Origin of the sequence: Nocardioides xinjiangensis, assembly GCF_017916455.1 — a bacterium.
GTDB lineage: Bacteria > Actinomycetota > Actinomycetes > Propionibacteriales > Nocardioidaceae > Nocardioides > Nocardioides xinjiangensis.
In genome coordinates, this window is sequence record NZ_JAFMSY010000001.1 from 1,206,166 (window position 1) to 1,218,617 (window position 12,452).

13 protein-coding genes and 1 tRNA gene are annotated in these 12,452 nt (G+C 73.3%); 9 read left to right on the forward strand and 5 right to left on the reverse strand.

Annotated features, from left to right (window positions below):
* Positions 1-16 precede the first annotated feature (16 nt).
* Complete coding sequence (locus J3P38_RS05730) at positions 17-646, forward strand: SAF domain-containing protein (protein WP_210502937.1); 630 nt, start codon at positions 17-19, stop codon at positions 644-646.
* Between the two features lie 60 nt (positions 647-706).
* Positions 707-1,108, forward strand: a complete 402-nt coding sequence (locus J3P38_RS05735) for an MscL family protein (RefSeq protein ID WP_210438873.1) — start codon at positions 707-709, stop codon at positions 1,106-1,108.
* A 340-nt stretch (positions 1,109-1,448) separates the two neighbouring features.
* Here the strand turns inward: J3P38_RS05735 and J3P38_RS05740 are convergent, their stop codons facing one another.
* Both J3P38_RS05740 and J3P38_RS05745 read right to left on the reverse strand, forming a co-directional pair.
* A complete protein-coding gene (locus J3P38_RS05740) occupies positions 1,449-1,640 on the reverse strand; it encodes a hypothetical protein (protein ID WP_246855633.1) in 192 nt (63 codons plus the stop codon).
* Positions 1,637-2,911 (reverse strand): LCP family protein, encoded by a 1,275-nt coding sequence (locus J3P38_RS05745; RefSeq protein ID WP_210438874.1) that lies wholly within the window; start codon positions 2,909-2,911, stop codon positions 1,637-1,639. Before J3P38_RS05745 ends, J3P38_RS05740 begins: the two co-directional genes overlap by 4 nt.
* A gap of 202 nt (positions 2,912-3,113) precedes the next feature.
* Here J3P38_RS05745 and J3P38_RS05750 point away from each other — a divergent pair, with 202 nt between their 5' ends.
* Together J3P38_RS05750 and J3P38_RS05755 are read left to right on the forward strand one after the other, a co-directional pair.
* Entirely contained in the window at positions 3,114-3,836 is a 723-nt protein-coding gene (locus tag J3P38_RS05750) for a DUF4396 domain-containing protein (RefSeq protein ID WP_246855634.1), read from the forward strand.
* 33 nt (positions 3,837-3,869) lie between these two features.
* Positions 3,870-3,942 (forward strand) — tRNA-Arg (locus tag J3P38_RS05755).
* 139 nt (positions 3,943-4,081) lie between these two features.
* Here the strand turns inward: J3P38_RS05755 and J3P38_RS05760 are convergent.
* Both J3P38_RS05760 and J3P38_RS05765 read right to left on the reverse strand, forming a co-directional pair.
* Entirely contained in the window at positions 4,082-4,735 is a 654-nt protein-coding gene (locus J3P38_RS05760; RefSeq protein ID WP_210502938.1) for a hypothetical protein, read from the reverse strand.
* Between the two features lie 164 nt (positions 4,736-4,899).
* Entirely contained in the window at positions 4,900-6,069 is a 1,170-nt protein-coding gene (locus tag J3P38_RS05765; protein ID WP_210502939.1) for a saccharopine dehydrogenase family protein, read from the reverse strand.
* A 75-nt stretch (positions 6,070-6,144) separates the two neighbouring features.
* On the opposite strand from J3P38_RS05765, the gene J3P38_RS05770 reads away from it, so the two are divergent.
* From J3P38_RS05770 to J3P38_RS05780, 3 genes are read left to right on the forward strand one after another with little or no spacing between them, the layout of a single operon-like run.
* The gene (locus tag J3P38_RS05770; protein WP_210502940.1) at positions 6,145-8,001 is read left to right on the forward strand and encodes a beta-propeller domain-containing protein; all 1,857 of its coding nucleotides are present in this window, start codon (positions 6,145-6,147) and stop codon (positions 7,999-8,001) included.
* A 54-nt stretch (positions 8,002-8,055) separates the two neighbouring features.
* Entirely contained in the window at positions 8,056-8,322 is a 267-nt protein-coding gene (locus J3P38_RS05775) for a DUF2277 domain-containing protein (RefSeq protein WP_210502941.1), read from the forward strand.
* Entirely contained in the window at positions 8,319-9,167 is an 849-nt protein-coding gene (locus J3P38_RS05780; protein WP_210438879.1) for a Sir2 family NAD-dependent protein deacetylase, read from the forward strand. Before J3P38_RS05775 ends, J3P38_RS05780 begins: the two co-directional genes overlap by 4 nt.
* A gap of 102 nt (positions 9,168-9,269) precedes the next feature.
* Here the strand turns inward: J3P38_RS05780 and J3P38_RS05785 are convergent, their stop codons facing one another.
* Positions 9,270-9,950: a metal-dependent transcriptional regulator gene (locus J3P38_RS05785; RefSeq protein ID WP_210438880.1), complete on the reverse strand. Its 681-nt coding sequence runs from the start codon at positions 9,948-9,950 to the stop codon at positions 9,270-9,272.
* A gap of 62 nt (positions 9,951-10,012) precedes the next feature.
* Here J3P38_RS05785 and J3P38_RS05790 point away from each other — a divergent pair, with 62 nt between their 5' ends.
* The gene (locus tag J3P38_RS05790) at positions 10,013-10,807 is read left to right on the forward strand and encodes a hypothetical protein (protein ID WP_210502942.1); all 795 of its coding nucleotides are present in this window, start codon (positions 10,013-10,015) and stop codon (positions 10,805-10,807) included.
* Positions 10,808-10,840: 33 nt separating this feature from the next.
* The gene (locus J3P38_RS05795) at positions 10,841-12,427 is read left to right on the forward strand and encodes a glycoside hydrolase family 13 protein (RefSeq protein ID WP_210502943.1); all 1,587 of its coding nucleotides are present in this window, start codon (positions 10,841-10,843) and stop codon (positions 12,425-12,427) included.
* Positions 12,428-12,452: the final 25 nt, after the last annotated feature.

The following is a 12,452-nucleotide window of genomic DNA, read 5'->3' on the forward strand; positions in this document are numbered from 1 at the left end:
GGCCTAGCGTCGGGACATGTTCCCGGGACTCCCGCCGGCGCGCCGCCGGCTCCGTGCCGTACGCCACCAGCTCCGGCGCCGACGCCGCCTGATCGCGGCTACGCTCGCCGCGGCGGCCGTGTTCAGCGCGCTGCGCACCCTCGCCCCGCCGCCACCGGACACCGTCGACGTCCTCGTCGCCGCGCGCGACCTGCCCGCGGGTTCGCTGCTCGGTGACGACGACCTCGTCCGGCGCGCGTGGCCGGCCGAGCTCGCGCCGCCGGGCGCGGCGGACGTGGCGGCCGGGCGGGTGCTCGCCGGTGCCGTCGGACGCGGCGAGGTGGTGACGGGCGTACGCCTCGTCGGCCCGGACCTGGCCGACGCCGAGCCCGGTCGGACGGTCGTGCCGGTCCGGCTGCCCGACGCCGGCATGGCGACCCTGCTCCGGCCGGGCGACGAGGTCGACCTGATGGCCACCGACCCGGGCACCGGTGAGTCCGAGCTGGTCGCCGGCGGTGTGACGGTCCTGGCGACGCCGACCGGCGTGCCGGAGGGACCCGCGGGCGGCTCGGGCGGCGCGCTCGTCGTGGTGGGCACCAGCCCTGCGGAGGCGGTGGCCGTCGCCGGGTCGGCGCTGACGCACTACCTGACGGTGTCGTGGCGCTAGCGTGGCCCGCGGTCATCCATCCGCGGCCCCCAGGGGGCCCTTCCACGAGGGGAAGCACACATGAGCGGCTTCAAGAACTTCATCCTCCGCGGCAACCTCGTCGAGCTGGCCGTCGCCGTCATCATGGGCACGGCGTTCGCGGCCGTGGTCACCGCCTTCACCGGCATGCTGCTGTCCGCGGTCACGCGGCTCACCGGCGGCAAGGAGGTCAACTTCGACAACTTCGCCCCCGGCGAGGTCCTGGTCGGCCCGTTCCTCACCGCGCTGATCGCCTTCCTGATCCTCGCCACGGTGATCTACTTCTTCGTCGTCCTGCCCTACACCAAGGCCAAGGACAGGTACTTCCCGGCCGAGGAGGCCGGCACCCCCGCCGACGTCGCCGTGCTCGAGGAGATCCGCGACCTGCTCAAGGCGCGCGGGGGCGACACCGGGACGACCGGGACCCCCGGCAGCACCGTCTGACTCGGCGCCAGCGCTTCGGGGCGGTAGTCGCCTGCCCGCGCCCGAGCCCGCCGTCCCCGGTAACGCCACCAACCGGCCACTCCCGCCCCCGCCGTCCCCGGTGACGCCACCAAACGAGCACTCCCGCCCCCATCAGTGCTGGCGGGAGTGCCCACGTCAGGGCGTTACCCGTTGTGGGCGGGACCTGCTCGCGATACCAGTCGCCTGCCCGCGCCCGCGCCCGCGTCCCGGTAACGCCACCAAACGAGCACTCCCGCCCCCACCAGTGCTGGCGGGAGTGCTCACTTCGGGGCGTTACCCGTGGTGGGACGGGGCGGGTCACCCCTGGTGGGACAGGGCGTTACCCGTGGTGGGGCGGGACCTGCTCGCGGTACCAGTCGTCGCCCTTGCCGGCGCGATCCTCGCGGTCGTCGCGGTCGTCGCTGGTCTGCTCGGGCACGCCGTCGCCGAAGACGGCGGCCAGGCGGCGCCGGCGCTTCCACTCCGGTTCCCGCTCGGCGGCCGGGGAGGTGGCGTCGTCGGCAGGGCTCACGCGCAGATCCCGGGGACGGGGTCGGGCTTCGTCGTCTCGGGCGCCTCAGGAGTGGCCGTGTCGCTCGGCGAGGCGGTGTCGGTCGGGGTCTCCGGCGTGGCGGGCGACTCGGTGGCCGAGGGCGACTCGCTCTCGCCGGCGTCCGGGGTCTCCGAGGAGCCGGCACTGGGGCTCGGCGACGAGCCGGGCGGGCCCTCGGCGCTGACCGAGGTGTCGCCGATCAGCTTGGCCGGCAGCGGCTTGTCCTGGGCGACGAGGTCCCAGATCTTCTCCGCGTCCTCGGTCCAGTAGACCTTGCCCCAGAACTCGGAGTCCCGGGAGTAGTACTCGGTCGGCAGGGTGACGAACCTGACCTTGTCGAGACCGATGCCCTGCAGCTGCATGGCCACCTTGCCCAGCCGCGTCACCGACGCGAACTCCTCGTCGGTCTGCAGGGCGTTGGTGGCGGCGTCGAGGAACCGGACGACCTTGTCGAGGCGGGTGAGCGTGCCGGCCGACATCACCTCGCGGACGAGGGCGCCGATGAACTCCTGCTGGCGCCGGATGCGCGAGATGTCGTTCTGCTGGAGCTGCTCGCCGACGTAGCGGGCGCGCACGTAGTCCAGCGCCTCGTCGCCGGTGAGCACGGACGGGTTGCCCTTCGGCACGAAGATCTGGTGCTCGCGGTCGACGATGTCCTCGGGCACGCACACCGGCACGCCGCCGACCGCGTCGACCATGGATCCGAAGCTGGCGAAGTCGACGACGACGAAGTGCTCGACCCGGATGCCGGTGTTCTGCTCCACCTGGGCCAGCGTGCAGACCGGGCCGCCCCTCTGGAACGCCTCGTTCCACATGACGTCGGTGCCGCCGGAGTCGCACCCCGTCTCGGGCCGGTCGACGATCGAGTCGCGCGGGATCGAGACGGCGTACGCCCGGCTGCGGTCGGCGGACAGGTGCACGAGGATGGTGGTGTCGGAGCCGCCGCCACCCTCGGCGTCGATGTCGCAGCCCTCGCACTCGCGAGAGTCGGACCCCATGACGAGGATGTCGAGCGGCTCGCCGTTGCCCCTGTAGACCTCCTCGGGACGGTCGTCGCCGAGCTCCTCGAGCGAGATGCCCTCGATGTTGCCGTTGAGGTGGCGGATGAAGTACACCGTGCTGAGACCGGTGATGAGCGCCAGCACGACCGCGCTGATCAGGACGACCCGCCCCACGGTGTGCTTGCGGGCGGCCTTGCCGCGGCGCTTGGGCGCGCTCGAAGGAGGCTCCGGGCGCGACTCATCGGACACGGGGCTCACCTTCGACAGGGGGACGTACTGACCGGAACGGAAATCTACTTCACTTCGGCAACTTCCCAGCCGTCCGCGAGACCGGGTGCGCCTCGTGCCGCTGCGTGGTCGCGGTGGACCAGTCCGCCTCGCCTAATACCCCCGGGGGGTATAAGATGGTGGTCAGGACAGGCCCACACGCACGACGACGGAGGTACGTCCCATGGCCGCCACACCGCACCAGCACCACTCCCCACCCTCGGACCCACCCTCGGACCAGAGCCACGGGAGCCACCCCGCCCCGCACCACGCGACCGCCCACGACCACGCGGCCATGGGCGGCACGAGGGCGATGGCGCTCAGCGCCACCCTGCACTGCCTCACCGGTTGCGCGATCGGCGAGATCGCCGGACTCATGATCGGCACCGCGATCGGACTGAGCACCGGGTGGACCGTCGCGCTGGCCGTCACGCTGGCCTTCGCCTTCGGCTACCTGCTCTCGACCCTGCCGCTGCTCAGGGCGGGGCTCGGGCTCGGTGCGGCACTCTCGGTCGTGCTCGCCGCGGACACCCTGTCGATCGCGACCATGGAGGTCGTCGACAACGCCGTGATGGCCCTGATCCCCGGCGCCATGGACGCCGGCCTGGTGAACTGGGTGTTCTGGGTCGCCATGATGGTCGCCCTCTCAGCCGCGTTCGTCGCCGCGTACCCCGTCAACCGCCACCTGCTCGCGCGGGGACGCGGCCACGCCCTGACCCACGAGTACCACGGGGCGCCCGCGGCCAGCGGCGCGCGGCGGCACATCCCGGCCCTCTCGACGCCGACGCTCGCGGGCGCCATCGTCGCCTTCATGCTCGGCGGGCTGGTGGTGTCCGTCGCCGCGGCCCTCGACGACGGCGCGGACACCAGCGGCAGCCACGCATTCGCCTCATCACGCGACGGCTGACAAGATGTGCCCGCCGGCGTGCTGCGCCGGCTCGCCCCAGTAGCTCAGTGGATAGAGCAGCCGCCTCCTAAGCGAAAGGTCGCAAGTTCGACTCTTGCCTGGGGCACCTCGTGGCCTACGACGTCGCCCGGGCGCCGGCCCGACGAGGGCGCGGCGTGCCGACGGACGAGCCGGATGCGACGCGGGGGACATGCCGACGGCCCCGTCCCCGGCATCACCGGGGCGGGGCCGCGTGGCGTGGTCGGTCAGCGCAGGACGCCGCACAGGGCGGGGTCGGTGGCCTCGGCCGGCAGGCTCGGGTCGAGCTCGCTCGCGCCCGCACCCTCGAAGTCGTAGGTCCCGTTCCCGTTGTGGTCGACACCGTGGATCACGATGACGCCCTTGCCGCTCTTGATCGCGCGCAGCACGGCACCGGGGGCGAAGTTGATGGTCCGCTCGTACTTCTCGACGCCCTTGGGGGTGGTCGGGAAGCGGTCGACGGCCAGTCCGCTCTTGGGGCTGGTGTCGCCGGAGGTGGTCAGGGACTTCAGGATCGGGCCGTAGTCCGGGACGCCCTCGACGACGTTGAGCCGGTGGTCGTTGTTGGCGTCGTCGAAGACGTTCGGGCACTCGTTGCGCGCGTCGGCGCCGAAGTGGAGGTGCTGGGCGTGCGGGAGGTTCTTGGCGAGGCCACGGGCGTGGATGTGGACGCGCGCCTTGCGCCCCTTGAACTCGGCGTGGACGCGACCCTTGGCGCCCGAGTCGTTCAGCGACTTCAGGTTGGCCTCGAGCTGCACGTTCCCGCGAGCGGACGAGGACGTGGTCGACTCGTTGGCGTTGCTGGCCTGGATCCCGGCGATGCCGGCGGTGCTGGCGAGGACGAGGCCCCCGATCCCGGCATAGAGCTTGCGATGCTTCATGGAGACTCCTAGGTGACGAAGGTCGGACACGGCATCCGTCCTTGGGTGGGGTTCGTCACACCGCGCCGGAACGGATTGGTCCGACTTCGATCTGATCGCCGGCGCTCGATCGGCCGGCGGACCGGGACGTCGCTGCGCGCCGCGGAGACGTCCCGCCGACGTCGTCAGACCGTCTCGAAGCGGATCCCCGCCGCCTGGAGGCGCGCGAGCAGCGCGTCGCCCATCGCCTGGGCCGTGGTGACCTGCCCAGCGGTCACGGGGTTGTCGTCGAGGGCCAGGCAGAGCGCCGCCTCCGACAGCATCTTCGCCGTTCCGGTGTAGCCCGGGTCGCCGCCCGAGACGCGGGTGCGGACCGTCCGGCCGCCACCCTCACCGACGAAGTCGACGGTGAACCACGACCGGGCGCGCTTGCCCTCGTCGGGACCGGTGCCCTGCGGCACCTTGCTCCGCAGCAGCTCGCGCAGCGGTCCCACTTGGGCGGCGGCCGCCAGCGCCCCGACCCCCAGGGCTCCCCCGGCGGCGAAGCGCAGCGTCTTCGTGCCGGCCCAGTGCGAGTAGCGGAAGCGCGGGCCGTACGCCTCGAGTGCGGCGCCGCTGCGGGCGACGACCATCGGGTCGATCGTCGGCAGCGGGAGCAACCAGTAGCCGAGCACCGGGTCGCGGTGCGGCTTGCCGCCGACCGCGCGCGAGGACCGGCCCTCGGGTCGGGCCTCGGCGCGCCGGCGTGCGGCGTGGGCCTTCTTCATCTCCTTCCCCCGCGCGAACTGGTTCAACGCCGAGTGGAACGTGCCTCCGGAGAAGGTGCCGCCGGAGCGGACGACCCCGCGCAGCGTGATCGGCTGGTCGGCCGGCAGCTGCTGCACGGTGAAGTAGGCCCCGAGGTCGTGCGGGACCGAGTCGAAGCCGCAGGCGTGCACGAGCCGGGACCCGGTGCGCTCGGCGGTGCGGTGGTGCTCGAGGAACATCCGGTCGACGAACTCCGGCTCGCCGGTGAGGTCGAGGTAGTCGGTGCCGGCCTCCGCGCAGGCGGCCACGAGGGGGGCCCCGTGCTCGAGGTAGGGGCCGATCGTGGTCACGACGACGCGGGTGCGGCGCGCGATGTCGGCCAGGGCGGCGGCGTCCGTGGAGTCGGCCACCAGCACCTCGACCTGCTCGGCCGCGCCGGCGCCCAGGCGGCGGCGTACGCCCTCGAGCTTGGCGGCGTTGCGCCCCGCGATCGCCCAGCGCAGCCCCGCCGGGGCGTGCGCGGCGAGGTAGTCGGCGGTGAGGCCCCCGGTGAAGCCGGTGGCGCCGAACAGGACGATGTCGAGGTCGCGGGCGCGGTCGTCGCTCATCGCGCCATCGTGTCACGCGGGGTGCGGCGGTCGGGTCCGCCGGAACCCCGGCCCGGACCGGACCGTCCCATGCCCATGAGCCTGCGCACGACCGTCACCAGCATCGCCGTCGTCACCGGCCTGGCCGCTGCCGCGGGGCTCGGCTACGCGATCGGCGACGACGCCGGACCCGGGGGGCCGCCGACCTCGCCGCGGCTCGTGCTCGCGAACGCGGACCTCACCGTCGCCGACGGCTGCGACGCGCTGCTCGCGTCGTACGTCGACCGGGCGCTCGACGAGGTCGGCCCGTACGGCTGGGGCGACGGGATGGTCTTCGGCGAGTCCGCCGGTGCCGACGCGAGCTCGTCCGCCGCGTCGGGGAGCGCGCGCTCCACGGTGACGACCTCGCGAAGCGTCAGCAACGGGACCGGCACGAACGTGCAGGAGGTCGGCGTCGACGAGTCCGACGTCGTGAAGGTCGCCGGCGATCTGCTGGTGCGGTTGCGTGACGGCGAGCTGGTGGCGTACGACGTCGCCGGGACGACGCCGCGCCTCCTGTCGTCGACCGCGATGGACCACGCCCGCGGCACGACGGGCTGGGCCGGCGACCCGGGTGGCGAGCTGGTGCTCGTCGACGGACGCGCGGTGGTCCTCGGGACGTCGGCGGACGGGCTCACGACGACCATCACCACCGTCGACCTCGCGGACCCGACCTCGCCGGCCGTCGTCGACACGACGACGATCCGCGGGCGCGCGTCCGCCGTGCGGCTGCACGGCGACGTCGTGCGGGTCGTGCTGCAGAACCGCCTGCCCGAGCTCGGCTTCTCCTTCCCCGACGGGGCGTTCGGCGGGATCCGGTCGCGGCTGCGCAACCGCGCGCTCGTGCGTGACACCACGCTCGCCGACTGGCTGCCGACGGTCGACGGCGAGCCGGTCGTCGCCTGCGAGGACGTCGCCATCCCGGACGACGAGGTCGCGCTCGGCACCACCACGCTGCTGGCCTTCGACCCCGCGGACCCGACGTCGCGCACCACGACCGCCGTGGCGACCGACTCGGACGTGTCGTACTTCTCGACCGACCGCTTCTACCTCGCGGCGGCCGCTCCCCTGTGGGGATGGACCGACTGCATGGGGTGCCGCCCCGCCGTGCCCGCCGGCAGCGGGACCACGCCGCTGTTCGCCTTCGCGCTCGACGGCCTGGACGCGACGTACGTCGCCTCCGGGGAGGTCGCGGGCACGATCGCCGACCGCTGGTCGATGGACGCCGTCGACGGCTCGCTGCGGGTGGCGGTCGGGCCGAGCAGCGAGACCGGCAACTTCAACTCGGTCGTGACGCTGCGCGAGGACGGCTCGGACCTCGTCGAGGAGGGCCGCGTCGACCGGCTCGGGGTCGACGAGCAGATCATGTCGGTCCGGTGGTTCGACGACCTCGCGATCGTGGTGACCTTCCGCCAGGTCGATCCCCTCTACGCGGTCGACCTCTCCGACCCCGCGGCGCCCCGGTTGCTGGGCGAGCTCAAGATCCCCGGCTTCTCGGAGTACCTCCACCCGCTCGGCGAGCACCGCCTCATCGGCATGGGCCAGGACGCGACGCTGTCCGGGACCACCCGGGGGGCCCAGGCGGCGCTGTTCGACGTCACCGACCTCACCGAGCCGCGCCAGATCGACGTGGTGCGCTACGCGCCGAACAGCCAGGCCGGCGCCGCGACCGACCCTCGCCAGTTCACGTGGCTGCCGGACCGGCGGATCGCCCTGACGGTCGTCTCCGAGGGCTGGACCGGCACCACCGGCTGGGTCTCGGTGCTCACGCTGGACGACGGCGCGATGCGCAACCGGATGATCGAGGTGGAGCACGGCAGCGACGTGGCCGACGTGCGCCTCGTGCCGCTGGCGTCGGGCGAGGTGGTGCTCGTGACGGGCCGGGACGTCTCGTTCCTCCCGCTGCCCGGCTGAGGTGCCACGCAGCGACCCTCGAATCCCGGCCGCCACCGGACGTACGCTCGTCGCATGTGCCGCAACATCCGACCGCTCAACAACTTCGAGCCGCCCGCCACCTCCGACGAGGTCACCGCGGCCGCGCTGCAGTACGTCCGCAAGGTGGCCGGGACGACGAAGCCGTCGCAGGCCAACGAGGAGGTGTTCCACGCCGCGGTGAGGGAGATCGCCCACATCACCGAGCACCTGCTCGCCGACCTCGTCACGTCGGCGCCGCCGAAGAACCGTGAGGTCGAGGCCGCCAAGGCCCGCGCCCGGGCGCAGGCGCGCTACGCGTGACCCTCGCAGCCCCCAGGCCCGTCGCGGGCGAGGTCCTCGACCTGCTGGCCACCCGCCCGCTGGTCGCGCTGACCGGCGCCGGGCTGTCCACCGACTCCGGGATCCCGGACTACCGCGGCCCGGGAGCACCCGCGCGGATGCCGATGACCTACCAGGAGTTCGTCGCCACCCCCGAGGCCCAGCAGCGCTACTGGGCGCGCAGCCACCTGGGGTGGCAGCGGATGGGGCGCGCCCTGCCCAACGACGGCCACCGCGCGCTCGCCGCGATCGACCCGCTGCTGCTGATCACGCAGAACGTCGACGGCCTCCACGAGGCGGCCGGGGCGCGGTCGGTCGTCGCCCTGCACGGCCGTGTGGCGGACGTGGTCTGCCTCGGCTGCCGCACCACCTCGTCGCGGGCGGCCCTCGAGCGCGAGCTCGACGCGCTGAACCCGGGCTGGCTCGAGCGGCACGGGTGGGTGGAGTCGCGGCCCGACGGCGACGTCGACCTCGACGACACCCGCGACTTCGTGGTCCCGCGGTGCCCGTGCGGCGGCTCGTTGAAGCCCGACGTCGTCTTCTTCGGGGAGAACGTGCCTCCCGACCGGGTCGCGCGGTGCTACGCCGCGGTCGAGGCGCTCGGTCGCGACGGCGCGCTGCTGGTCGCCGGCTCGTCCCTGACCGTGATGAGCGGCCTCCGGTTCGTCAAGCGGGCGGCCTCGACGGGGACGCCGATCGTCATCGTGAACCGCGGCGAGACCCGCGGCGACGCGCTGGCGACGTACAAGCTCGAGGTCGGCTGCAGCGAGTTCCTCGTCGCGCTGGCGGAGGTACGGGCGCCGGGCGCCCCGGTTGGGGCTCGTTGAAATCCCCCGCTTAAGCGGGGGATTGCGAACATATCGGGGTCTGCACGCCCCTATAAGTTCACACTCCCCCGGCTAAGCGGGGGAACAAGGGACGGATGTGGCTCAGCGGCGCACGAAGATGTGCTCGGCCGCCTCGACCACCAGCTCGGCGGTTTCGCCGCCGGACCCGATGAGGATGCCCTCGTCGGTGCGCGCGATCGTGACCGTCTTGCCCGGGAGGGCGCCGACGCGACGCAGGAGGCCCATGAGGTCCTCGTCCTTCTGCATCTCCTCGGAGATCCGCTTGACGTGGACGCGCTGGTCCTCGCTGACGGCGGCGTCGGACAGCGGCTCCACGTTGTCCATGAACTCCTCGCCCACCTGGTCGCCGAGCTCGTCGAGCCCGGGGATCGGGTTGCCGTACGGCGACTCCGTCGGGTGGTCGAGCAGGTCGAGCAGCCGGCGCTCGACGGTCTCGGACATCACGTGCTCCCAGCGGCACGCCTCGGCGTGCACGAGCTCCCAGTCGAGGCCGATGACGTCGGTCAGCAGGCGCTCGGCGAGCCGGTGCTTGCGCATCACGCGGGTGGCCAGGCGCCGGCCCTCCTCGGTCAGCTCGAGGTGGCGGTCGCCCTCCACGGTGAGCAACCCGTCGCGCTCCATGCGGGCGACGGTCTGCGACACCGTCGGCCCCGACTGGTGCAGGCGCTCGGCGATGCGCGCACGCAGCGGGACGATGCCCTCCTCCACGAGCTCGTAGATCGTGCGGAGGTACATCTCGGTGGTGTCGATCAGGTCGCTCACGGTCGTCATTGTGTCCCATCCGCCAACTGCGGCGCGCACCCGTGGCATGGCACAGTGAGGCCGTGACCGAGCTGATCGTGCCGCGGCGCTTCTGCGGCCCTCCGGACTCCGGCAACGGCGGCTGGACGGCGGGGGCGCTCGCCTGCCTCGAGGACGCCGACGCCCCCGGGCACCGGTCCCCGAGCCGGCCGCCGATCGAGGTGTCGCTGCGCAAGCCGCCGCCCCTCGACACCCCCCTGCTCGTCACCGCCGGGCCGGCCGGGACGACCGCGTCGTACGACGGAGCGACGGTGGCGACGGCCCAGCGGGTCGAGCGCGCCCTCGTCGAGGTCGAGCCGGTCGACCCGCACACCGCAGCGGCCGCCGAGCCGGCGTACCCCGGGCACGACTTCCACCCGTTCCCGACGTGCTTCTCCTGCGGCACGGCGCGTGCGGAGGGCGACGGCCTGCGCATCTTCCCCGGCCCCGTCCGCGAGGGCCCCGGCGGCGACCTCGTCGCGGCCACCTGGACCCCGCACGAGAGCCTGCGCGAGGACTGGCACGCGTACGTCGACGAGCACCCGCGCGCCTCGGTGGCCGCCACCTGGGCGGCGCTGGACTGCGTCGGCGGCTGGGCGGGCGACCTCACCGAGCGCCTCATGGTGCTCGGCCGGATGACCACGCGGGTCGACGACCTGCCCGTCATCGGCGAACCGCACGTGGTCGTGGGCGAGGGCCGCGGCCACGACGGACGCAAGACGCACACGGCCTCGACGCTGTACGACGCCGACGGCCGCGTCGTGGGCACCGCCGAGCACACCTGGATCGCCGTCGACCCGGCGATGTTCGGCGGCGTGGCCCCCACCGCCCGCGGTTGACCAGTCGGCCCCGGCCTTTGAGAGGATGGGTCCATGGCCGATTTGAACGATCCAACGACGTCGTGGTGGCGCAACGCCGTCGTCTACCAGGTCTACGTCCGCAGCTTCGCCGACAGCGACGGGGACGGCGTCGGTGACCTGCCCGGCATCACCTCGCGGCTGCCGCACCTCGCCGAGCTCGGCGTCGACGCCCTCTGGATCACGCCGTTCTACACCTCCCCGCAGCACGACCACGGCTACGACGTCGCCGACTACCGCGACGTCGACCCGCTCTTCGGCAGCCTCACCGACGCCGACGACCTCTTGGCGCGCGCGCACGAGCTCGGGCTGCGGGTGATCGTCGACCTCGTCCCGAACCACACCTCCGAGGAGCACGAGTGGTTCCGGGCGGCCCTCGCGGCAGGCCCCGGGAGCCCGGAGCGCGCCCGCTACCTCTTCCGCGACGCCCCCGAGGGCGAGCTCCCCAACAACTGGAGCTCGGTCTTCGGCGGCCCGGCGTGGACGCAGGTCGACGACGGCCAGTGGTACCTGCACCTCTTCGACTCCACCCAGCCCGACCTCGACTGGCGCAACCCAGAGGTGCCGGCGATGTTCGAGGACGTGCTGCGCTTCTGGCTCGACCGCGGCGTCGACGGCTTCCGGGTCGACGTGGCGCACGGCCTGTTCAAGGAGGCGTCGCTGCGCGACCAGGAGGTGGGCGAGGACGAGCGACCGACGTCCGGCGCCACCACCGAGCACTCGATGGTGGAGCGCGACTTCAAGGACGAGCCGATGTGGGACCAGCCCGAGGTGCACGAGGTCTACCGGTCCTGGAGCAAGGTCCTCGACGAGGCGGGCCCCGACCGGATGGCCGTGGCGGAGGCCTGGACGCAGACACCGGAGTCGATGGCGGCGTTCGTCCGCCCCGACGAGCTCGACCAGGCCTTCAACTTCGCCTGGCTGCTGGCCGACTGGTCCGCCGAGGCGTTCGCCGGGGTCATCACCGACACCCTGGCGGCGGTCGCGCCGGTGGGCGCGTCGCCGACGTGGGTGCTCAGCAACCACGACGTCGTACGCCACGTCACCCGCTACGGCGGCGGCGCGCAGGGCCTCGCCCGCGGCCGCGCCGCGACGCTGGCCATGCTCGCGCTCCCCGGCTCGAGCTACCTCTACCAGGGCGAGGAGCTCGGCCTGGAGCAGGTTGACGTCGCGCCCGAGCACCGGCAGGACCCGTCGTACCTCCGCACCGGCGAGGTCGGTCGCGACGGCTGCCGCGTGCCGATGCCCTGGGGCGGCAGCGAGCCGCCGTACGACTTCGGCCCGGCGGCGGGCCAGCCGTGGATCCCGCAGCCGGCGGACTGGGCGGCGCTCACCGTCGAGGCGCAGACCGGAGACCCCGGCTCCACGCTGGAGTTCTACCGCAGCGCGCTGCGGCTGCGGCGCGAGTTCGCGTGGACGGCCGGCGACGCGGTCGAGATGCTGGACCTCGGCGCGGAGGTGCTCGCCTTCCGCCGCGGCCCGCTCACCGTCGTGGTCAACTGCGGCGACAGCGCCGTCGGACTGCCGGAGGGCGAGGTGCTGCTCGCCAGCGGTCCCCTCGAGGGCGGGCTGCCCGCCGACACGGCCGTCTGGCTGCGCTGACCCGTTCGGCGTCCGGCGTACGCCC

Excerpts from the sequence above, each read along its gene's own strand:
- J3P38_RS05730 (WP_210502937.1), top strand. The coding sequence starts at position 17 with ATGTTCCCGGGACTCCCGCCGGCGCGCCGCCGGCTCCGTGCCGTACGC.
- J3P38_RS05735 (WP_210438873.1), top strand. The coding sequence starts at position 707 with ATGAGCGGCTTCAAGAACTTCATCCTCCGCGGCAACCTCGTCGAGCTG.
- J3P38_RS05750 (WP_246855634.1), top strand. The coding sequence starts at position 3,114 with ATGGCCGCCACACCGCACCAGCACCACTCCCCACCCTCGGACCCACCC.
- J3P38_RS05760 (WP_210502938.1), bottom strand. The coding sequence starts at position 4,735 with ATGAAGCATCGCAAGCTCTATGCCGGGATCGGGGGCCTCGTCCTCGCC.
- J3P38_RS05765 (WP_210502939.1), bottom strand. The coding sequence starts at position 6,069 with ATGAGCGACGACCGCGCCCGCGACCTCGACATCGTCCTGTTCGGCGCC.
- J3P38_RS05770 (WP_210502940.1), top strand. The coding sequence starts at position 6,145 with ATGAGCCTGCGCACGACCGTCACCAGCATCGCCGTCGTCACCGGCCTG.
- J3P38_RS05775 (WP_210502941.1), top strand. The coding sequence starts at position 8,056 with ATGTGCCGCAACATCCGACCGCTCAACAACTTCGAGCCGCCCGCCACC.
- J3P38_RS05795 (WP_210502943.1), top strand. The coding sequence starts at position 10,841 with ATGGCCGATTTGAACGATCCAACGACGTCGTGGTGGCGCAACGCCGTC.